General features: G+C 30.9%; 20 protein-coding genes. 17 read left to right on the forward strand and 3 right to left on the reverse strand.

What is annotated here, in order from left to right; genetic code table 11:
• The first annotated feature begins 6 nt into the window (after positions 1 to 6).
• The 17 genes from OF897_RS06955 (at position 7) to OF897_RS07035 (ending at position 18,492) form a co-directional block, all read left to right on the forward strand.
• Positions 7 to 1,374, forward strand: a complete 1,368-nt coding sequence (locus OF897_RS06955) for a DUF5458 family protein (RefSeq protein WP_267264968.1) — start codon at positions 7 to 9, stop codon at positions 1,372 to 1,374.
• A 584-nt stretch (positions 1,375 to 1,958) separates the two neighbouring features.
• On the forward strand, positions 1,959 to 2,348 hold the full coding sequence (gene tssD / locus OF897_RS06960) for a type VI secretion system tube protein TssD (protein WP_267264969.1): 390 nt from the start codon (positions 1,959 to 1,961) through the stop codon (positions 2,346 to 2,348).
• A gap of 119 nt (positions 2,349 to 2,467) precedes the next feature.
• The gene (gene tssD / locus OF897_RS06965; RefSeq protein WP_267264970.1) at positions 2,468 to 2,863 is read left to right on the forward strand and encodes a type VI secretion system tube protein TssD; all 396 of its coding nucleotides are present in this window, start codon (positions 2,468 to 2,470) and stop codon (positions 2,861 to 2,863) included.
• 145 nt (positions 2,864 to 3,008) lie between these two features.
• A complete protein-coding gene (tssD, locus tag OF897_RS06970) occupies positions 3,009 to 3,398 on the forward strand; it encodes a type VI secretion system tube protein TssD (RefSeq protein WP_267264971.1) in 390 nt (129 codons plus the stop codon).
• Positions 3,399 to 3,445: 47 nt separating this feature from the next.
• Positions 3,446 to 5,398, forward strand: coding sequence for a type VI secretion system Vgr family protein (locus tag OF897_RS06975; protein ID WP_267264972.1), 1,953 nt, complete (start codon positions 3,446 to 3,448; stop codon positions 5,396 to 5,398).
• 11 nt (positions 5,399 to 5,409) lie between these two features.
• The gene (locus tag OF897_RS06980; RefSeq protein WP_267264973.1) at positions 5,410 to 6,432 is read left to right on the forward strand and encodes a hypothetical protein; all 1,023 of its coding nucleotides are present in this window, start codon (positions 5,410 to 5,412) and stop codon (positions 6,430 to 6,432) included.
• A 62-nt stretch (positions 6,433 to 6,494) separates the two neighbouring features.
• Positions 6,495 to 7,082 (forward strand): hypothetical protein, encoded by a 588-nt coding sequence (locus OF897_RS06985; protein WP_267264974.1) that lies wholly within the window; start codon positions 6,495 to 6,497, stop codon positions 7,080 to 7,082.
• 32 nt (positions 7,083 to 7,114) lie between these two features.
• Positions 7,115 to 8,422, forward strand: coding sequence for a hypothetical protein (locus OF897_RS06990; RefSeq protein WP_267264975.1), 1,308 nt, complete (start codon positions 7,115 to 7,117; stop codon positions 8,420 to 8,422).
• 79 nt (positions 8,423 to 8,501) lie between these two features.
• Positions 8,502 to 8,888, forward strand: a complete 387-nt coding sequence (locus tag OF897_RS06995; RefSeq protein WP_267264976.1) for a hypothetical protein — start codon at positions 8,502 to 8,504, stop codon at positions 8,886 to 8,888.
• A gap of 20 nt (positions 8,889 to 8,908) precedes the next feature.
• Positions 8,909 to 9,337, forward strand: a complete 429-nt coding sequence (locus tag OF897_RS07000) for a hypothetical protein (protein ID WP_267264977.1) — start codon at positions 8,909 to 8,911, stop codon at positions 9,335 to 9,337.
• Positions 9,338 to 9,786: 449 nt separating this feature from the next.
• On the forward strand, positions 9,787 to 10,602 hold the full coding sequence (locus OF897_RS07005; protein ID WP_267264978.1) for a hypothetical protein: 816 nt from the start codon (positions 9,787 to 9,789) through the stop codon (positions 10,600 to 10,602).
• 21 nt (positions 10,603 to 10,623) lie between these two features.
• On the forward strand, positions 10,624 to 14,883 hold the full coding sequence (locus OF897_RS07010) for a DUF4280 domain-containing protein (protein WP_267264979.1): 4,260 nt from the start codon (positions 10,624 to 10,626) through the stop codon (positions 14,881 to 14,883).
• Between the two features lie 3 nt (positions 14,884 to 14,886).
• Complete coding sequence (locus OF897_RS07015) at positions 14,887 to 15,516, forward strand: hypothetical protein (RefSeq protein ID WP_267264980.1); 630 nt, start codon at positions 14,887 to 14,889, stop codon at positions 15,514 to 15,516.
• 6 nt (positions 15,517 to 15,522) lie between these two features.
• Entirely contained in the window at positions 15,523 to 15,930 is a 408-nt protein-coding gene (locus tag OF897_RS07020; protein WP_267264981.1) for a hypothetical protein, read from the forward strand.
• Between the two features lie 487 nt (positions 15,931 to 16,417).
• Positions 16,418 to 16,951 carry a hypothetical protein gene (locus tag OF897_RS07025; protein WP_267264982.1) on the forward strand — a complete coding sequence of 178 codons (534 nt, stop codon included), beginning with the start codon at positions 16,418 to 16,420 and terminating at the stop codon, positions 16,949 to 16,951.
• Positions 16,952 to 17,019: 68 nt separating this feature from the next.
• Positions 17,020 to 17,274 carry a hypothetical protein gene (locus tag OF897_RS07030; RefSeq protein ID WP_267264983.1) on the forward strand — a complete coding sequence of 85 codons (255 nt, stop codon included), beginning with the start codon at positions 17,020 to 17,022 and terminating at the stop codon, positions 17,272 to 17,274.
• 297 nt (positions 17,275 to 17,571) lie between these two features.
• Positions 17,572 to 18,492, forward strand: a complete 921-nt coding sequence (locus tag OF897_RS07035; RefSeq protein ID WP_267264984.1) for an acyltransferase family protein — start codon at positions 17,572 to 17,574, stop codon at positions 18,490 to 18,492.
• On the opposite strand, the gene OF897_RS07040 is transcribed toward OF897_RS07035, so the two are convergent.
• From OF897_RS07040 to dnaJ, 3 genes are all read right to left on the reverse strand, one after another.
• Complete coding sequence (locus OF897_RS07040; protein ID WP_267264985.1) at positions 18,493 to 19,506, reverse strand: glycoside hydrolase family 43 protein; 1,014 nt, start codon at positions 19,504 to 19,506, stop codon at positions 18,493 to 18,495.
• A gap of 46 nt (positions 19,507 to 19,552) precedes the next feature.
• Entirely contained in the window at positions 19,553 to 19,903 is a 351-nt protein-coding gene (locus OF897_RS07045; protein WP_267264986.1) for a prevent-host-death protein, read from the reverse strand.
• A 104-nt stretch (positions 19,904 to 20,007) separates the two neighbouring features.
• The gene (gene dnaJ / locus OF897_RS07050; protein WP_267264987.1) at positions 20,008 to 21,126 is read right to left on the reverse strand and encodes a molecular chaperone DnaJ; all 1,119 of its coding nucleotides are present in this window, start codon (positions 21,124 to 21,126) and stop codon (positions 20,008 to 20,010) included.
• Positions 21,127 to 21,225: the final 99 nt, after the last annotated feature.

Genomic DNA, 21,225 nt, shown 5'->3' on the forward strand with positions numbered 1-21,225 from the left:
CAAACTATGGCAAAGCAAGAAGAATCAGTACAGGCAAATGTTGCTCCCGTACTTGAACAAAAAAGAGGAACTGCATCATTAGAAAGCAACCTTAATAAATTAGCAAGATATGGCGGTTTCGATTTATTGGAAACTTCTATTGAAGGTGTACAAAACATCAATCCAGACAGAAAAGCGAGAAGAAAAATCTTCCTTACAGAATTAGGTAAAGAAAAAGAAAGAGAAACGCTGAAGAAAACTCTTGAACTTTGGGCAAATGTAATTAGCAATAACGAATCTTTAACAGATATGGTGGCTAACTGCGAAGATCAAAGAAAATCATCCGAAGATTTACTTTCTAAAAACTTATCAAAAGCAGTTGATATCACAAGAGAATTGGAAGCTAATTACAGAACGGCTGCTTTATTTTATAAGAATACAGAATCTGATAAAGTAAAAAATATTACTGTTGTTAACGCTAATTTGGAGCAGTTAAAAGATCTTGATAACACAAGGTTTATTGATACCATTCACGCAGAATTATCAGATAACTACGATAGATTAGATCTTAAAAATAACTATGGAATTTTGGTGATTCCAGGATATTTAGGATCAAATAAAGTGGTTGAAAAATGGGCGAAACTGGCTCACGAAAATAAAGTGATGTTGGTTACCGATTTTGAACATCTTGATGAACCGGATGATGTTATGGAAATGTTTGATCAGGCTTATTTGACTGGTGGAGATGTTTACAGAGCCAATGTTTTGATGACTTGCAACTGGTTGGTTGGAAGAGGAAGATTCGAAGAAATTAACGAAACTGAGGATTTATTTATTCCGCCTTCTGCAGCTTTAGCAGGGAAAATTTACCACACTTTAATGTCTCAGGTTACTGCAGGTAAAAAGTTTGGAGGAATCAATGAAGTTGATGGAGTAAAATTCGATTTGAAGAAAAGTGAAATTGCCAATCTTGAAAATCTTGGATTGATCCCAATGGTAAACGAGTACGGAAAAGTAATGGCATTCTCTGGTAAAACTTTGTTTAATGGAGATAATTTAGGACTTCAAACCTATTCTGTTGTAAGAGTTTTCGATTATGTAACTAAAGTTTTGATGGATTTCTTAAACAGAAGAGCATTTGAAAACTTTACAGCGGTTACAAGAAAGGAAATTATGAATCAGATTGTTCGTTTTCTTGACGGAATTACCGGTCCTGGTAAGCTGATTGAAAACTTCGAAATCAGAAAATTTGAGCAAGATCCTGTGCAGAAAGACAGAATTCATTTAGATATTCATATGAAACCTTATTTCCCTGCTAAAAACTTCCTTATTAAAATGGATGGACATAAAGGCGATGATGGAAATGAGTGGGAAACAGAATACGAGCAGAAATAATTTGAAAAATAAATGGAAATAGAAAATTAAAAGCATTAAAATTGTTTTTAAGATGATTTTATGCCATACTTTCTATTGTTCGTTATTTGTGTTTGAGCGTGGGGAGGTTTTCTTTCCACGCTTTTTGTTAAAAAATACTATGCTTAGAATAGCAAAAGATTAAAATTTATTTATTTAAATATATATCATTATTAAAAATTTATTTCAAATTTTAATTTTCTCTTTTGGAGGAATAATATTTTAATCCAATTACTAATTAAGATATTTGCTAATTAATATAATAACATAAATTAATTATTTTAATACTTTAATCAATAATAATTAAATATTTTATATTTAATATAATTTTTAATTTCATTATTTTATTTGTAAATATATTTTCTTTTTATTGATTATATTGTGATTATTTGTAATTTAAGCTATTTTTTGTTGTTGAAAATTTATTTGTTTAGGTTAGAATAATTTATATATTTGATAAAAATATATTCCCTTGTTGGTCATTGTAAAAACAATATATTTATAAAAACAGAGGGTATATTTCCATTATTGGTATTATTAGATATTTAACCTTAAAATATATTATTATGTCATTTAAAGCAAAATTCAAAGCCGCCGGTATCGAGCGCAACATCTTAGCTGTAGATTTCGGAATGCTACAGGAAACCGACCCAACGGGAAGACCATCTTCTGTTACGCGAGGCGGTAAAATCCACGTTACAGTAGAAGGCACAGGAGCCACAGATCTTTTTGAGTGGATGACCAATTCTTTCGAGAGAAAAGACGGAAGCCTTGTTTTCATTAAAAGAGACAGCGATGCTACGTTGAAAGAATTAAAATTCAAGGAAGCTTATATTGTGAAGTATAAGGAAGACTTCGATTCTACAGGAGAAAACCCATTAACAGAAACATTCACTCTTTCTGCAAAAGAAATTGAAATGGGTAATGCCAATCACATTAACGAGTGGACTCTTTAATAAATTCTTCGTTATTTTTTCATTCATTTTAATCTGTTTAAATCTAGTTATATGATTAGATAGGGATTAGAATAATCATTCAAATTCATTAAATATTTAACACATTTATATAAAAAATTATGTCATTTAAAGCAAAATTCAAAGTAGCCGGAAAAGAATTCACGGCACTAAACGTAAGTTACGGATTGTTTCAGGAAACTGATGCAACAGGAAGACCATCAACAGTAACGAGAGGGGGGAAGATTGATGTCGTAGTAGAAGGCACGGGTTCTACAGATCTTTTCGAGTGGATGACCAATTCATTCGAAAGAAAAGACGGAAGTGTAGTTTTCTTTAAAAGAGACAGTGATGCAACATTGAAAGAATTAAAATTCACTGAAGGATATTTGGTAAAGCACAAGGAAAACTTTGATTCTACAGGAGAAAATCCATTAACTGAAACGTTTACTATTTCTGCAAGAAAGATTGTATTGGGAAGTGGTGCTTATGAAAATGAGTGGCCGGGTTCTTTGTAAATTAATAGGAATGGGCAATAATTAATTGTTGCCCATTTTTTAGTTTTATTTTAAAAAGTAGAGCTTTTATTCTAAAAGAATATACCATAAGAATAGAATAGTCGGTTTTGATTAACTGATACCCACCAATAAACAATTAAGAAATATGTCCTTTTTATCCAAATTAGAACTAGACGGCAACACTTACAATATTTTGGAGTGTAGATATAGCTTTTCACAAGCTACCGATGGAACGGGAAAACCACAGGGAATGCCACAAGGCGGAGAAATTTTCATCCGTATCGAAAGCACAGGAAATCCTGAACTTTTAGGCTGGATGCTCGATCACAACCAAACCAAAAACGGAACAATTACTTTTTTCAGGAGAGATGCGATGAGCAAGCTTCAGGAACTCAATTTTGAGAAGGCTTACTGTATCAATTTTGCAGAACACTTTAATTCTGTCAATGCAGAGCCTCTACAAATCGAAATGCACTTGATTGCCAAGAAATTCGATGTTAACGGAGCCACTCACGAAAAATCGTGGAAAGAGTAAAAAAATAAAAAACACAAATTTATATTCACATTCTAAAATCTTTCGATATGTCTAAAAGAATATATTCAGATGAAATGTTAAATGGTTTTCAACAGGGTTCAGATGCGATGAGCAATGGCAGGCTGAATCATCCCGATGATCTTAAGAAATATTTTTCTTCCAAAACCTTTAAAGATTTTTTGGCTGATATAACCAGTCCGTTAGTCTATTGTACTTTAACATTAGATGGGAAGGCTTTTCTGGACAAATCAGGCTTTTCTTTGCATCTGGATCAAAAAACAAATGACCACGATAGTTTTACCATTACTGTTCCGGATGATGCGCTTGACAGTTTTCAGGGTTATGTAATGGAAAATTCTAAAAATATTTTAGGTAAAAATTTAACCATCAATCTACATCGTTTCGGAGCAATAAAAAATGTGTTTACGGGAATTATTTCCAATATCCGAAATAAAAAAGAGAATGGCTACGGAAAGCTTTTCATTACAGGTTCCGCACCAAGTATTCTTTTGGAAAACGGAAAAGACTGCCAAAGTTTTGAAGATAAAACTTTAGAACAGATCATTAAAGAAACTACTTCAGAATATCCTGAAATAGCAAAAGTGCTGGTAGAAAATCCCAATACCAAATATTCCCTTCCTTATACCGTACAATACAAAGAATCCGATTACGGCTTTATCAAAAGACTCGCTGCGAGATATGGTGAATATTTTTACTACAACGGCCAGCAAATGGTTTTCGGAAATAAAGTGCAACCGATTGTGACTTTGGAAGAAAATATTGATTTGATAGATGTGGAGCTAGAAATGAACATCCGTCCACAGGAATTTAATTATCATACTTATGATGTACAGGCAGGAAGTAAAACCGATAAATCGGGTTCTTCATCACAGGTACAATACAAAGAAAATCCTTTTCAGGCGATTGCAATTAATGCATCTAAAAATGTGTACAAGAAAACTCCGGATATGCTTTTAAACCATACCGGAATATCAGAAAGTACAGATAAAGAGCTACAAGAAGCAACAAGACGTGAAAAAGAAAACAGAGAAAATCTTGTTCAGGTAAAAGGCAAAAGCAAAGATCCTGAACTCAAAATAGGCGGAAGAGCCAAGCTTATCGACATTAACGGAAAAGCAATGGAAACTTACCGTATTATAGCAATCACGCATTACCATGATGGTAATACGTATTATAATGAATTTACAGGAATTCCTGATTTATTTAATGCACCTTATCAAAATAATGAGGCATTGCCTATTGGAGAGAAACAACCTGCAAGAGTGGTTGATAATAATGATCCGATGGGAATGGGACGAATTCGTGTTCAGTATTCTTGGCAGGAAAATAAAGGCGAGAAATCACCTTGGATTAGGTTGATACAACCGCATTCCGGAAGTGGAAAAGGTTTTCATTTTATTCCGGAGATTGGCGAGGAAGTTTTGGTAGGTCATGAATCCCAAAACGCTGAGAAGCCTTTTGTGATGGGAACGCATTACAACGGAAGTGAAACGAGTTCTTATCACACGAGTGGAAATGACAAGAAAGTGATTCATACGAGAAGTGGAACTAAGATTATTCTGAATGATGCGGAGGGTTCTGTTTTTATAGAAGATCCAAGCGGGAATACTTATCTGATGGATGGTAATGGAAATATCAATGTGAATGCACCGAAGAATATGAACCTTACAGCGGGAGAGAATATTTCTATGACGGCAGGGAAAAATATTTTATCTACAGCAACAGTTAATATTGTTTCCAGCGCAGGAATTAATATGATCGACACTGCAGGAAAAGATATTATGCAATCTGCAACAGGAAACATCCATGAATCATCTGATAAGAGAACGGAAATCTCTGAAAACGAGAGAAATGTTCAATCTAAAAAAAGCGATTCGTATGCAGAAAAGGTTACAGTAGTAAGTACCAAAGAAAATATGATTTTACAAAGTGAAAAAACAGTAAAATCCCAAAGTGGAGAAGAGGGTAATTCACACTAAATATGTATGGTATGGCTATTATAAAAAATGCTAAAAACATTAATATTCAGGTTAAAAATGAATATAAATCTATCAGTAAAGTTTCTTATGAAGAGTCTGAAGAGGTGATTATTGATGCTTTGAATGAAAATTTGGAGCTTTCCAGCCAAAAGAGAGTTGTAAAACAAGGATTTGGGAAAGAAAGTAAAGATGATGATAATAAATATGAATATGAATATGAATATGAAGAAAAAGATATTAAGATTCTCGTAGACGAAGGTGTAGTCAAGAAGGGGTATTGGATTAATGAGCACGGTAAAACTGTTATCGTAAATAATAAAGGACATCGTGGTTATGACTGGGAATTTGGAGATAACCCAAATAAAGAAATGATGAAAGCGAATGGAATGTCTGATTATGATATATTTAATGTGGATTTAACTAAAAGCTATACAGAGACTTATTTAAAGACAGAGTTTAAAGGTACTTTAGTTGGGTTTTCAGATGTTGAAGATGGTTTTGGTCAAAATGGAAGGGATTTAGCGAATCATTTCTTTTCGAAACAAGGAATTCCATTTGTATTTGGGGTTGGCTCCAATCCATCTAATGAAGTGAAAGATTCAGGAAGATTTAAAAAAGATTTTCTGAATAATTTAAAAGAAGAATTAAAAAAGAGATATAAAGAAAAAAAATATATAAATCAATCACTAACGAATATATATCAGTTTTCTACAAAACTTCCATATTATGGCCCTGCCGAAGCAATATACAATCCCTTTGTTAATGAAGCAGCAGCTTTTATAGGTGGAATTCAGGGATGTATTGCTAGTTATAAGATTTATCAATTCCAGAAGAGTAAAGAGATAGATGTTGAAATTAGTAAAGTGTCTTTTCTTGATACATTTGGAGCAGGCTGGGAAGATGGAGGAGCTAGTGGAATGGTAAAACAATGGATACCTGGTTTAGTTGCTATGTTTTGTTTACAGCATTTTAAAAATGTTAAAGACAAAACTAAATATCAGCCATTTGCTGTAATAATTGATATTGATTTATGAGACAAGTTTTATGGATAATATTTTTATTATCAAATATTTCATGTGTGCAAAATAAAAAAAATATGGAAATTAAATATACTTCAATGAATGATGTTTATGCAAATTATGTTTTTAATTATCAAGATAACATAAAAGGTATACAACAAATTAATGATTTTGCAGAAAAAGATATTCAAGAATCAAAAAAAGTAAGAGATTCAATAATGCATCATATACAAAATCTTACTAAAGAAGAAGCCTATATATATATATCTTCTCAAAGTCTTCCTACTTCTGCGGAAAATATTTTATTTTATAAAGCTGTAGAAAGCTTTAAAAGAGGGCCGGAGAATTTACTTATAGAATACGAATTAGATGAAGATAATTTTCGTATAAAAGATATCCATATTCCCAAAATAAAATCTACAAATTTCCCATTAATAGTAAATATAAAAGAACAAAATTCAGGAAAAAGTATTTTGAAAATTGATAAAGTAGATTTTACAATGCAGGAAATGAGATTATTAAAAGAAGAGATAGATAAGTTGGGTTATCATAAAAATTTGGAAAACTATGTATATGAAATAATAAATATTAATGACAGTCTTTTAATGACTTTTTTGTTTGAACAAAAAGGGAAATATTTTAAACTCGATTTTGATAATAAGTAATCTTGTTACATAACCCTACAAAAAGAATTAGTATGCCACCAGGATTAGTATATGATAAGAAAAAACCTATTCAAAGAAAGGGAATTGAGCCTACACAGGTTAAAAGCATTAAGCTTTTGACCGAATTAGATGGTGGCGCTGCAAATGACAATTTAGGAACAATTAAACCTAAATCGGGAATTGTTTTTGGAAAGACGTATAAATTTAAAGTAGATGCTTACACGAATGGAGTTCCTATAGACAAAAAAACAATAAAATGGAAGTATCGTTATCACAGTCTTTCCCAAAATAAGTGGATAGAGCATACATCAAAAGTTACAGGAGAAGAATATAATCTTCATATGAATAACAAAGATATATGCGGAAGAACCTTGCATCTCATTGCCTATATTAATGATGAAGATTCTGAAGGGTACTTAAAAATATGGCATCACAATAGATTTAGATGGTTTGATAGAAAGGTTGTTTATAAGCAAATTGAAGATCGTGTTAAGGACTTTTGGAGAATAAAACAAGGAAGCAGTTCTCTTTGCGGGATGGCGGCATTATATTATGCTATGTTAAAACGAGACCCAAAAGAATATAAAAAATTAGCACAAAATCTATTTAGAACTGGAGAACATTCAATAGGAAAATACACTATTAAACCACACGAAAAGGCTTTAGGTATGTATGATGTTAAAACTACCGATAGCAACTATATTGCTATGGGAATGTTTGAGATAGACTGGATTGTATTAGCCACAACGCGAAGCAAAGAAAGTTTAGATAGTAAATTTGTTTATAAAGGATTTGAAGATGGTCGTATTGATATGCTGAAAGCCGTAAATTGGCCAGACATGTTAACTAGAATATGTAAAGAAGTTGCAGGATTTAGCAATGCTATTTCGCATAATTTAGGTTTTAATGCTATTAATAATAAAAAAAGATTAGTTTCAGCAAGAATTCACGATTATTTTTCAAATAGTGATTTAGAAGAGTTACAAAATATTGATAAAGCATACAAATTAGGACATACTATTTTGATGATGATTGATGCCGATATGATTGATAATAAATCGAGTTATAATTCTGTTGTAGATATAGGAAATGATTCACACTGGGTAGTTTATGAAGGAGGATTACAGTTTTTTGATAAAAATAGCAAAGTTACTTCAGTATTAGATGATGTTGAGTCATTAACGTTTAGAATTTTTACGTGGGGATATAACCCTGTGGATTACAAAAATGAAAAAGGAAAACCTATGTGGGATAAGGATAGTGTTTTTCTTTTGGGGAACAATACAATTTCTGTAAAATCATTTAAATCAAACTATTATGGTTATATTGAAGTTTATTAAATTTTACTGTTTATTATTTTGTATTATTTTATTTAGTTGTGATGAATATAAAACCATAGATGACTCTTTCAGTACAATAATGATAAAAAATTGGAATTCAGATAAAGACTCTTTAAAAGTTGATTTTTATAAGTATAAAAAAGGGAGTAACTTGGAAATAGTTGAATCAAAAAATTCTGAATTTATTATAGAGAATAACAAATCTTTAAAAATATTATATTTAACTCCGAAATTCAAAAATGAGGGAGAAATAAATTCGGATATTGTTTTAACAATAAATGATAGTTTAAAGTATCAATTTAAAAAAATTCAAACTATTAGAGATACTACCCATTTAACATTTACTTTAGGAAGACGATATACTATTTTCTATAAAATCAATGCTACAGTAAATGATCAAATTATAAAAGGGGAAGATTCTTTTATAGTATTGGATTCAAAATCTTCATTGAAAATTAAGAAATAACAAGTCATAAAGTGGAGTTATTGAATGAAAATGTGTTGAATTTAAAAGATGAAAATCATATTTCTACAGAAAGGGGTACAGATCTAACTTTACCACACGAGGTTGAAGCAATGATGAAAAATATACTTGCATATACAGACATTAAAGATGAAACTAATTTGGCAACTAGTAAGTGGTCAAGCACAAAAAGCTCAGCCGAAGAATTATTAGATTTATTGAAAACAGGTTATAGTATAGGTCTTTTAATTAATGTAGACAATTTTAAACATAATAAAAAAAGTATTTTTTCTACTCCTAGTCATTGGGTTGGATTAAGAGGTATTTCTTTAGATGAAAGTAATGAAGAAATCAGTGTCAATGTTTTCACTTGGGGTAATATCAATAAAACCTGGGTAATGTCTTTTGCTGTTTTCAAAGATGGTTATTTTGGTTATGTGGCAGGGAAATAAATTAAATAATTTAATCAATGATAAAAGAAATAATAATTAAATACTGGAAAACAATATACAATTCGCAAGTTTGTATTTTTGTGTCATTTAATGTACTTGCTTTTATCTATTATTGGAACGATTCTGCTCATCAATATTTTAACAAAGGTATTGAAGAAATTAATTTGCAAAGTATTTTTTCTTTAATAATGACCTATCTTTTTATAATATTCATATTAATAATATTTATATATCCTTTAATTTATATAAAACAATTATTAAGTTTAAGAAGTGATAAAGAAAATTCAAAAAAATCAATTTAAAAATGTAATATTATTAGTGTTATATATATTAACAATAATATGCAATTTTTCTTTATTGATGATTAATAATTCACACTCTATAAAGACAGATTGATATAAAATAGAAAACAAAATAATCAAAAGTCTATATGAACATCCTATAAGAAAATGGCAAAGCTACTATCATCATCTTCTTCTTCAATATTACCTATTTCCACTTACTTCATCGAAGACAAATGTACTTTGAAGATAGGAGTACAAGAATATAAAACTATTCTAACATACACTCTTTTTTTGGAAGAAGGAAAGGGTTCTTTGTACGATGCGGAGATTGTTAGATCTGATTACAAAATTAATGGACAAAAGATAGATACCAAATTTTTGGGAATTGCTCATCGTTATGTAGACGCAATGTTTCCTTTAAAATGTAAGATAAAAGAATATCGATTGTATGTTACCAATATTAGTGATATTCAGGAAAGAATCAGGAAAATAGACAAGGAGATACAAAATGCGTATCATGGAGATGGAATAAAACATATTCGCAATAATTTTTTGGATGCTGTAGAAAATGAAGATAAATTAAGAAGTTTCATTAAGCAATTTTCTATTATGAAGGTGATTAGCTTGGGAATGCAAAAATTTGAACAAAGAAAAGTTTATCAACTCCAATGGAACATTTTACCAATAGGATTTTCCACATGGAGAGGAGAAATAAAATATGATAAAAATCTTAACAGAATAATTTATGAACCCAAAATACAAGATGCACAAGAAGTGATGGATAGCATTATTCATTACATTCATAAGCATGATTACAACGTCGATTTAAAACAAGAAAACGTACCGCTTTTTGCAGACTTCTATCATAAAACAGAATATACTGGAAAAACAGGTAGAATAAAAAAATCAGAAACGAATATATGTATTGATGTAGAAAATGTTTTTCTGTATGAGCAGAAAATAACATTGAAAAATATTTAAAACACTTAAAAACACAAAATGATGGCAGAACCAATTCCTTATCTTGTAAAATCTGGGGATACCTATTCTTCAATTGCAAAAAAATTAGGGCTGAAAGATTGGCATAATCTGAAAAATTATCATAATCAACATGCCGGATTCAATAAACAGGTAGGCAATACACTGTATGCCAATACCGAATTACTTACGCCTCCACCTGATGAAGTTGCTGTGCTTAACGGAGAGAAAGATGTTCCTGAAAATGAAGAAAAAGCAGAACAAAAGCAAGCAGAACAAAAACAGCAAGACGAAAAGAAAAAAGAAGACGAACAAAAAAAGCGGGAAAAGGCAGCCAAAGGAGAACACGATGGTAAATACTTTGTGGTGCATGGTGCAAAATGTGTTTGTGATAAAGCGGAAGACCCAACCAAAACAGCAGATTTACAAGTTACTACCCATAATATTATTGTGCTTAATGATCAATCAGGAAAATATTTGGCAACAGAAGATGATAAAACCTTTATTCCACCTGCTGCAACTTTTGGAAAATGTACGCTAAAACCATCTTCCTCTGGAAATTTACCTTGTGTATTAGCTGCAGCTCCAAAATGGAATAAATCTTATGAAAGTACACAGGTACAAGGTAAAAAATCGCTAACTGAGATTTCCGAATTGCTATGTACAACGGGTGGAAAAATTACCATCAAAAAACACGGTCAGACAGATTCTGTAACCAATGCTCATGCCGACAATACCAATCCGCTGGAACTGGCAATGGTAAATCCGGCAGTAGAACAACCTAAGAAAAAAACAGAATATCCTTCTATATCTTCTATATCAATTAATCAGATAGAAAGCAGGCAAAATTTTAAACCTAAAAATTCAAAGACAGATAAAGCAGAACATCCAATTATTTATCTTCGCAAAGGTGAAGAAGCAAAGTTTGGAGCGCAATTGAGCAAAGGAAATAAACAACTGACTTCTTGGGTTGTCTATAACGATCATAAAGGATCAAAAGAAAGCAGAATATTAATTAGAGCTCAAGTAGGAACAGAGTTTTCACAAAGTTTCGAGCAATACGGAAAATATCGTGTAGAAGGCTACGGAAAACCTAAAAGCCCTGATTTTGAAAAGGGGAAATATGATAAATGCGATCCTACATGTTCTATAGACATTGAAGTGATAGAAAATGTTCTTTATGATTTGGAATGTTTAACAGATAGTTTTTCCAATCGTCTAGATGGAAAGAAATTAAAATTCAGGCAAAATTTTCCTGTAAGTTTTAATGCGAAATTCCGTATGCCAAGAAATTCAGAAGAAAAGACTCGTCTTAGAATGTATGCGTTAGATGGAGCAGGTAATGTGCTTACAAATGTAGTAGTTCAAGGGGTGAATCTTACCTTAACACCACAAAACAGCAAAGCCGTTTATACTATTGTTGCGGAGTATACTACTGAATCAGGAGAAATAATTACCAAAAAACTCAGTGGAGAAACAGAAAGCAATACTGTAGTGGGCATCAGTCATTCAAATGAAGTCGTTCGTCCGGGGACACCTCTTACATTTCATGTTGAAAAAATGAGATATGATTTCATTGCCAATGACCTCGAGTTTGATATTACCCGCGATGAAATTGCTGAAATAAAATGGAATCTTAATGGAATACAAATAGGAACAGGACGAAGCATTACCATACCGGGAAATATGCTTCTTACTCCTCAAAAATATGTGGTAGAAGCATATTGTAAAATGGCAAACGCCTTTGGAACAGCAGCTAAACATGAGGAAGATGACTGGCATTTTGAAGTGAAGCATAATGATATTGTAAGCTATCAGAAAAGTGGTTCGTTGAAAGTGGGTAAAAGCACCCGTTTTAGTATTGGAAATAATGATTTGATATTTAAAAACTTAGCTGCAAACGAAACAATCTACTGGAATATAGGAGGTAAAATATTTCAAGGGCATTATGTAGATTTTACACCCACAATTTCTGGAGTAGTAACGGTAAAATGTTATATTAATTCTCAAAAAGGTATTATAAAATCAGAACCAATAGTAGAAGCAAAAATCACGGAAGGTTTCTGGAACGATTTCGGAGGTAGTGAAATAAGTCGTGCAAGTTGGGGCCAAACTGTAGATTATTGTATTAAAGGTGAAAATATAGAAGGAGAAAAGATAGAACTTCATATTTATGATAACGATGGAGCAAGTGGAAATGACTTTGCTTATTCTAATGCTAATATAATAGGATTGAATAATAATCAAGTAACATATCACCGAATAAAATTAGATGAATCAATCAAAGAAAAAACCACCAATATTATAACTGATGAGGTAAAGCTTTTTGCTAAAGCGAAGTTGATAGGTTTTCAGAATGTTGCTTTAGCAGATGTTCAAGAAAAAAAAGGAACTGAAAAAAATCTTACTGTTAATAATAAAGAAGAAGTTTACCGTGCTATTATAGGAGATCAAAACGGAAGAGCAAGGCATAATCCTGTAGATTATGATGTTATAAGTTATGTCTATGCAAATACTACTTATCCAAAGGGTACGAAACTGAAAGTAAAGATATTTGAAAATATTCCTTGGTATAAGTTTGATCAAAAATGCGATGAACTAGATGCTACAGGAACGGTAAACGAAGATGGAACTTTAGTTACCGAAATTAATTGGAGCAAATTAAAAGATGCCAAACAAAATAAGAAAACCAAAAATTACTACGCCAAAATCTATAATGAAGACGATGATGAATTATTAGACGGGAAGGATAGTGATATATTATGTTCTACAGTTCTTACGCCACAAAGTGATTTGTTGAAAGAAGCAAGTTATGTTGGAGCGGTGACGGTTGGAAGTGAACAAGTACAACAATCGACAAATGGAACTTGTGTGTGTCAACAATATGATTTGATTTGGGGAGAAAAAGTTAGTTGCGAATTTAGGAAGAAAGTTGTACAAATTGCTAAAAATTTAGGATTACCACAAGAAAAGAATGAAGGAGCGAATCGCTTGATGGCTGTGATGGCGTTAGAAACTATAGGAACTTTTGATCATACCTATGATAATAAAATGGGCTATTATGGTTTAATCCAATTTGGAGATTCAGCAGCTTCAACATTGAAAACAACCATATCTGCTTTAATTAAAATGTCTGCTGTGGATCAACTAGATTATGTTGAAAAACATATAGTTCTTAAGAAAGATAAAATTAAAAACTTAACGGATCTATATTTATGTGTTCTTTTGCCAAATTTAACAGGGAAGGGAAATGACGATAACTACGTGCTATGGACAAATAGCAGAGAAGCATATTACAATAATCCTGCATTTCATAAAGAAGAAGGAGAATGGGAAAATAAAATAGATTCTGGTAAGAAAGATAAAAAGGGGAAAACGATTTATAAAAGAGGTTATAATAAAAATGTTGAAGCCAAAACTTATATGTGGGAGGTGAGAAAAGAAATTGAAAGTTGGTATGAGAAAGGAGGTCAACATAAAGCTAAAATATATGAATGTGATGCAGACAATAATTCTAATGAAAACATAAATGCTAAAGATATTGTTACATTTCATATATATGATAACGGAACAATTGAAAAACATATTCCCCAAGTAATAAAACCAGAATATGCACAAAAATACAAATATGTTTATCATGATAAAGATAATAAAGAACATGAAATATGTATTACAGAATGGCATACAACTTCAAAAAAATTACCTAGTAAAACTAAATTACGTGCTAAGCCAACTCATTCAAAAGTTTTATCTGATAATATTGTAAACGAAGGACAAACTCAAAGAAGAGTAATTTATGAGAATGGAGATATTGCAGAATATGGTAGTAATAAGGGAGATACATTCTGGCGACTTTATGCTGCGACATCAGAAAAAATTGAACTGGTTAAAATGCCAGAAAATGTAAAATACGTTAAATACAGTTTTTCTGGTACAAAGAGACAATATACAGGACCAAACTATTTTGCAGGTTTTATTGGAGCTTTAGCCCAAACAGGTTTATCAGTTAAAACAACAGGTTCTTGCTTCAGAGAGGGTTCTTGCTTTCCGAGTCAGTTTCATGTAAATGGAGAAAGTGTAGATACAAAATATTTCTTGAATCTGGAAACAGATCAAAAATTTATTAATGCAATGATGCTTTTCCATTTTAGAGAAAGAAAAGTAGGTAACGACTCTTATTTTAAAAAACTACAAAATACATCTGACGGAGGAGATTTACATGATGATCATTTACATAGTGGAAATTTTGATTCCTCAAAAGTTAAAATTATTAAAGAAAACTAAATTATGCGAAGTTATATTACAATTTTATTCTTGTTTCTTTTAGCGTGTAATAAATCCTCAAGGAACACTAATCAAAGCTTTAACTTAAAAAATAAAAGTGAACAAAAAATTGAATTTACAGAAATTGGAAATAAAAATTTGCCATTATTCAATTTTCCAAAACGATGGTATGTTCAAGTTTATGATGAAGCACCACCTATGAATCGAGAAGACTCTGCAAATCAAAAAAAGATGGAACAATTAGATTTTTTTGATGAGGTCAAGTGCAAGATTATTAATAAAAATAAATATAATGAGATTTTAATGAACAAAAAAGAAAAATTAGATTCATTGTTTTTAATTGATTCAATATCTATTGCAAATCGAAGATTACTTTATATAAAATATTATAAAACTTTAAATTATGATTCTTCACCTAAAGAAAAAGGTATAGATATTTTAATTTATGATAAAAATAGATTAGTAAAACGTATCAATGCCTATTCAAATAAAAGTTACCCTTATGCTGTAGAAAAGAAAGTTGGTTATTTAGACAAATCAGGAATTTTATATACTAAAACTTTTGAAATCGATGAGGAAGGAGTATCATATGTTAAAAGTGAAAAGATTAATTGTAATGATTTTTTAAAATAGAACATTATGTTTAAAAAACTGTATTCTTTATTATTATGTTTTCTAATAATATTAGCAAGTTCGCAAAAATTACAAAAAGAAAATGATTTGTATTATATTTTTAAAGGAGAATATGAAAAAGATTTATGCACTCCTACAAATGATACTGGTTTTGCTACGTGTGAATTATACACCTTTATAATTAAAAAACAATATAATATCTTAAAGATAGATGGGCAGAATGTAGAAAAGGAAATCAAGATATTTTCGAAGAAAATAAATAAGAAGACTTATCAGATTTATGATAATAATTCAAAAGTGATTGGTGAAATATATAATCTAAGTGGAAATTTTTATCTTAAATATAATGGTTTTCTGAAAAAAGCAGAAGAAAAAATTGAACGAAATGGGTATAAATTTAATAAAATTCGATAATGCAAAAGTAATTCTAGTTTAGAATAGTAATAAAAGAAAAATGAAACAAATACGTCTATTATTTTTTTTAATCTTTATTAGTTTTGTTAGTTGTCAAGAACAATAACAATCGGTGAAGAAAATAGTGAAGACTATTGGTGCGAAGGAAATTATAGTTTATCAATCATCGGTAATGTTATACATGCAAAAGGAAAATGTGATGAGGATGATATAAATGATTTTTGTATAAAATTTGAAAATGAAAAATATTATATAAAAAGTAAGAGATTTCTTAATCTAAGTTGGCAGGAACTAAGAAAGAAATAAAATGTAGAACTGCCATAAAGATTAAATCGCATATCATATATTACCGAATAAAATTAGATGTTTTTAAAGGATATTTTGAAAGTGGAAGTTGGTGCTCCAGATTAATTGGGATTATTTATTCATTTGGTCTTGAAGATCACCTTCATACAGGAGAATATTAATAAAACAATTAAAATAAAAAATGAAACATTTAAAAATATTTAGCTTGATATTTTCTTTCGCAATTATGTCTTGCGAAGAAAATAAACCTAAAGAAAATAATTTAAAAGATGAAATACCTGAGGGAATTATAGGGCATACATTTTTCAAAGTAAGTCAAACAAAAAATCGTAAAGTATTATATAAGCCATGCGACGCAAATATTCCGAAATATAAAATATTTAAGGATAGTATCTTTCATAATTGGGCACAAGAATATTATAGCTATAATATTACTTCGGTAAAAAATATGAAACTTCAAACTTCATTTAGAACCAACTACAAATACAATAATGAAATCCCAGGTACTAAAGATAGTTTAGTAATATTTGAAAAAGTTGGAAAAGATAAAATGTACTGGAAAATTAATGGAGAAATTTTTATTGATAGTTTATATGTTAATAAAATACCAAATATAACACAACCATGTTCTGAATGTTCTGATGATTGTGGAAGTACTGTTTTAAATAATGTAAATAATAACATTTCACAAAATGGTATGGTGACTATTACTTAAGCTATTTTGAAGATAAAAAAAATTGGGAGAAATCTTATGATATTTCAATTAGTATTACAAAAGACTCTATGATTTATGAAGCAACTGGCTATCAGCTTTTCGAAAAATATTTATTAAAAAGTGATGAGAATATAGTTGATAATACTGTGAAATTATCATTTGATAAACTTTTAGATGGTTCAGAAAGTGCTCTTTTAGAAAAAACAAAAAATTTTGGGACTATTACTTTTAATGAAGAAAGCTATATATGGGAAAGTCCTTATATTGATTTTAATTTTAATAATGGAAAAAAAATTAAATATATATTGACGAAAAGAAAATAAAGGAACAATAAGAACAAAGATGGAGAAGTTTGGTATGAATATTTAGGATGCCAAAATCTACAACGAAAATGATGACGAATTATTAAATGGGAAAGATAGTTATACATTTTGCTCCAATCTTCTTAAATTACGAAGTGATTTGTGCTATTCACATTTATTGCGAGAAGAGAAAGGAGAATCTAAAATCAGAGCTTTTATGAAGATTATAACAAATACGATTTAAATAATTATTTTTGCAAAAATTAACGCAGCAGATTATCATTTAATTTGTTTGAATAATTTGATTTTCAGTAGATTATGGGTAGAAACTTAACCATTGATGTTTTAAAAATTATACTGGCATTATTTGTCGTGTTTCTACATATGAATTTTCTTAAAGAAACTTATCCGATGATGAGTTTCCTTTTGGTTAATGGTGTTTTTAGGATTGCGGTTCCTGTTTTTTTAGTCATTACAGGATTCTATTTTTTTCATATTGATACCACCAAAAAACTTCAAAAATGGCTTTTCAGAACATTTTTATTATATGCAATCTGGATGCTGGTTTATATTTCGTATTGGAAAGATAACGATCAGGTTTGGCTTACTGCAATTTTCGGGTACCATCATTTGTGGTATTTAATTGGAACGTTTTTCTCCGGAATTATTTTATTTCTGTTAAGAAATCAGAAAGTGATTTTGCTGTCAGTTTTGGTTTTTCTTCTTTTCGGAATAGGATATATAATTCAGATTTTTGGAAATTTGCATCACTTAAATCCTAAATCAGATTCACTTTTGAATGATTATCTTTTGTATAGGAATTTCCTTTTTGTATGCTTTCCCTTTTTAACAATTGGCTTTCTGATGAATAAACTGAAAATTGATTTTGAAAAGTGTAAATATTCCTATGTACTGGTTATTTTTTCAGTATTATTGGTTGTTGCGGAGGCTTATTTCAATTACAGAATGATAAGCTCAGAAAGTACAGATATTCTATTTTCTTTACTTTTTGTAAGCCCGATTCTCTTTTTATATGGTCAGAAAATCTATTTTAAAACACAGTCGAAAATTTTGGCAAGTCTTTCAACCGCCATTTATGTTGTGCATCCGTTGATTATGAAATCTGATTTTTATAAAGAAATAACTTCGGAATATAAAATTCTAATCTTTTTATTAATTTTAATTCCGGTAAGTCTATTATTGGTTTTTTTGAATCGAAAACTGAAATATGTATTGTAATTAATCTTGTCCGTTCATGGTTTGAATCAAACCATTCTCATCATATTTTAATTCTCTGATTTTCAAACTTCTCAGATAACTTTTTCCACCTGATTTTTTTGAATCATGATAAAAAAGATACCATTCTTTATCAATTTTTATGATACTGTGATGAGTTGTCCAGCCAACAACTGGAGTCAAGATTTCTCCTTTAAATATAAACGGCCCGTAAGGATTGTCACCGATTGCATAAACCAATTTATGAGTTTCTCCGGTGGAGTAGGAAAGGTAGTATTTGTTGTTGTATTGATGAACCCAAACTCCTTCAAAAAAGCGACGATGCTGATCTCCGGATTTTAACTGATTCCCGTTTTCATCTACAATCAAAACATCTTTTGGAACTTCAGCAAGTTCTTTCATATTGTTCTTTAATCGGGCAATTTTCGGAAGCAAAGCATTTTCTTCCTTTTGAAGTTCAGGGTAATTTGTAGAATATTGATTGTTCCTGTAATTCTGAAGTTGCCCGCCTTTTAAACCGCCAAAATAAATATAATATTTTCCTTTATCGTCTAAAACTGTCGGATCTATGCTATATGTTCCTGCGATAGGATTTTTTTCGGCTTTAAAAGGACCTGTTGGATTTTTACTTACCGCAACTCCTATTTTAAACAAATCATTTTTATCTTTTGCCGGAAAATATAAGTAATATTTATTTCCTTTTTTTACGGCATCGGGAGCCCAAAGCTGTTGTTTTGCCCAAGGAATATCTTCAAGTTTTAAAGCAATTCCATTATCTTTTGTTTTTTCGTTCACATTATTCAACGTGAGAACATGATAATCATTCATGTTGAAGTGTGCACCGTTTGCTGCATCTTTCACATCAGTCTGAATGTCATGGGACGGATAAATATAAATTTTCCCGTCAAAAACATGAGCAGAAGGATCTGCAAAGTAAAGTTCGTCGGATAAATATCTCGGATTTTCTTGTGCGTAACCGATTGCGCAAACCAATGAAAGAACAAAAGCTTTTCTCATGAAAAAATATTTTCGCAGTTAACTTGTACGAAAATATAGAAAATTTTTAGTTTAGCTCATAGTTTATGATGACCAATCTCAAAATAAAATGCACAAGATCCTGCTCTGCATCTCTTCTGCTGATTAATTTATTTTTATAGTCGTAAGACTTGAAAACTTTTAGCAATCTTTGGTAGATTTCAAGATCTTCATCTTTAATTCTGATTTTTACGTGTCCGTCTTTTCTATTAATGATTTGATTATCTAAAGTTCTTACTCTAAATAAAACATCGCATAACAATGGTTTCACACCACAATATCTTTCCACGATATTCACTTTAAAGGCATCAAAAGTGATGGCATGGAAAATCAGTTTAGGTTGTGAGTCAGGGGTACGCAGTTCAAGCTTATAATTCATGGCTGTATATTTACAATATCCTTTTTCAGGAAAATGTCAAATTTTAAATCGATGTAAATTTAAAAATAAAAAGAGACTTTAAAAAGCCTCTTTTCAAGTATTTTTTAATTAAATAAATCTTTTACTTTATCAAAGAAAGTTTTTTCTTTTCCAGACGGTTCTGCAACCATTTCTCCGCTGCTCATCTGTTTTTCAAAGAAGTCTTTTTGATCTTTCGTAAGTTTTTGCGGTGTCCATACATTGATGTGGATAAACATATCGCCTTTTCCGTAACTGTCGATACTTGGCAAACCTTTTCCGGCTAATCTCAGTATTTTTCCGGATTGAGTTCCAGGATCAACAGTAATTTTTACTTTTCCGCCAACGGTAGGAATTTCTTTTTTAGTTCCTAAAGCTGCTTCAGCAAAAGAAATATACAATTCCTGATGAAGATTATCGCCTTCTCTCTTTATTGTTTTATCAACTTCTTCTTCTACAATGACCAAAAGATCTCCGGGAACACCACCAAAAGGTGCGTCGTTACCTTTTCCTCTTACATTAAGCTGGATTCCGTCTCTTGCTCCTGCAGGAATATTGATCGTAATTTCTTCTTCGTCCTTTATTAAACCTTGTGCATTTGCTCCTGCAGGAATTTTATCGGCAACTTTTCCGATTCCCTGACAGGTTCCACAAGTGGTTTGAGTCTGCATCTGTCCGAACATTGTGTTCATCACTTTCATCTGAACACCGGCTCCGTTACAAGTTGGGCAGGTTTTTGAAGTGGCACCTTCTGCCATCTTCATTTTTTTTACTTTAAGAGTTTTTTGGCTTCCGTTCACCATCTCTTCAAGATTCAGCTTGATTCTGATTCTTAAATTAGAACCTTTCACCTGTTGACGACCACCGCCGCCACCAAATCCTCCGAAACCGCCACCACCGAAAATATCACCAAACTGGCTGAAAATATCTTCCATGTTCATACCGCCACCGAAGCCTCCTCCGCCAAAACCACCGGCACCGCCAACTCCTGCGTGACCGTATTGGTCGTAGCGGGCTTTTTTGTTATCGTCACTTAAAACTTCGTAAGCTTCTGCAGCTTCTTTAAATTTTTCTTCAGCTTCTTTATCTCCCGGATTTTTATCTGGGTGATATTTAATAGCCATTTTTCGGTATGCTTTCTTTATTTCGTCGGCACTCGCAGATTTGCTTACCTCAAGAACCTCGTAATAATCTCTTTTTGACATGATATATTATAATTGATGATTGATAAATGATAACTGATTTTAAAATTTCATAAGTGAAAATTATTCTCAATTATCACTCATCATTTATCATTAATGAAT

Source organism: Chryseobacterium formosum, assembly GCF_026460885.1.
In the GTDB taxonomy this organism is placed as follows: domain Bacteria; phylum Bacteroidota; class Bacteroidia; order Flavobacteriales; family Weeksellaceae; genus Chryseobacterium; species Chryseobacterium formosus.

Bases quoted from the DNA above. Each gene is read 5' to 3' on its own strand.
- OF897_RS06955 (WP_267264968.1), top strand. From the start codon at position 7: ATGGCAAAGCAAGAAGAATCAGTACAGGCAAATGTTGCTCCCGTACTT.
- tssD (WP_267264969.1), top strand. From the start codon at position 1,959: ATGTCATTTAAAGCAAAATTCAAAGCCGCCGGTATCGAGCGCAACATC.
- tssD (WP_267264970.1), top strand. From the start codon at position 2,468: ATGTCATTTAAAGCAAAATTCAAAGTAGCCGGAAAAGAATTCACGGCA.
- tssD (WP_267264971.1), top strand. From the start codon at position 3,009: ATGTCCTTTTTATCCAAATTAGAACTAGACGGCAACACTTACAATATT.
- OF897_RS06975 (WP_267264972.1), top strand. From the start codon at position 3,446: ATGTCTAAAAGAATATATTCAGATGAAATGTTAAATGGTTTTCAACAG.
- OF897_RS06980 (WP_267264973.1), top strand. From the start codon at position 5,410: ATGGCTATTATAAAAAATGCTAAAAACATTAATATTCAGGTTAAAAAT.
- OF897_RS06985 (WP_267264974.1), top strand. From the start codon at position 6,495: ATGGAAATTAAATATACTTCAATGAATGATGTTTATGCAAATTATGTT.
- OF897_RS06990 (WP_267264975.1), top strand. From the start codon at position 7,115: ATGCCACCAGGATTAGTATATGATAAGAAAAAACCTATTCAAAGAAAG.
- OF897_RS06995 (WP_267264976.1), top strand. From the start codon at position 8,502: ATGATAAAAAATTGGAATTCAGATAAAGACTCTTTAAAAGTTGATTTT.
- OF897_RS07005 (WP_267264978.1), top strand. From the start codon at position 9,787: ATGGCAAAGCTACTATCATCATCTTCTTCTTCAATATTACCTATTTCC.
- OF897_RS07010 (WP_267264979.1), top strand. From the start codon at position 10,624: ATGGCAGAACCAATTCCTTATCTTGTAAAATCTGGGGATACCTATTCT.
- OF897_RS07015 (WP_267264980.1), top strand. From the start codon at position 14,887: ATGCGAAGTTATATTACAATTTTATTCTTGTTTCTTTTAGCGTGTAAT.
- OF897_RS07020 (WP_267264981.1), top strand. From the start codon at position 15,523: ATGTTTAAAAAACTGTATTCTTTATTATTATGTTTTCTAATAATATTA.
- OF897_RS07025 (WP_267264982.1), top strand. From the start codon at position 16,418: ATGAAACATTTAAAAATATTTAGCTTGATATTTTCTTTCGCAATTATG.
- OF897_RS07030 (WP_267264983.1), top strand. From the start codon at position 17,020: ATGATTTATGAAGCAACTGGCTATCAGCTTTTCGAAAAATATTTATTA.
- OF897_RS07035 (WP_267264984.1), top strand. From the start codon at position 17,572: ATGGGTAGAAACTTAACCATTGATGTTTTAAAAATTATACTGGCATTA.
- OF897_RS07040 (WP_267264985.1), bottom strand. From the start codon at position 19,506: ATGAGAAAAGCTTTTGTTCTTTCATTGGTTTGCGCAATCGGTTACGCA.
- OF897_RS07045 (WP_267264986.1), bottom strand. From the start codon at position 19,903: ATGAATTATAAGCTTGAACTGCGTACCCCTGACTCACAACCTAAACTG.
- dnaJ (WP_267264987.1), bottom strand. From the start codon at position 21,126: ATGTCAAAAAGAGATTATTACGAGGTTCTTGAGGTAAGCAAATCTGCG.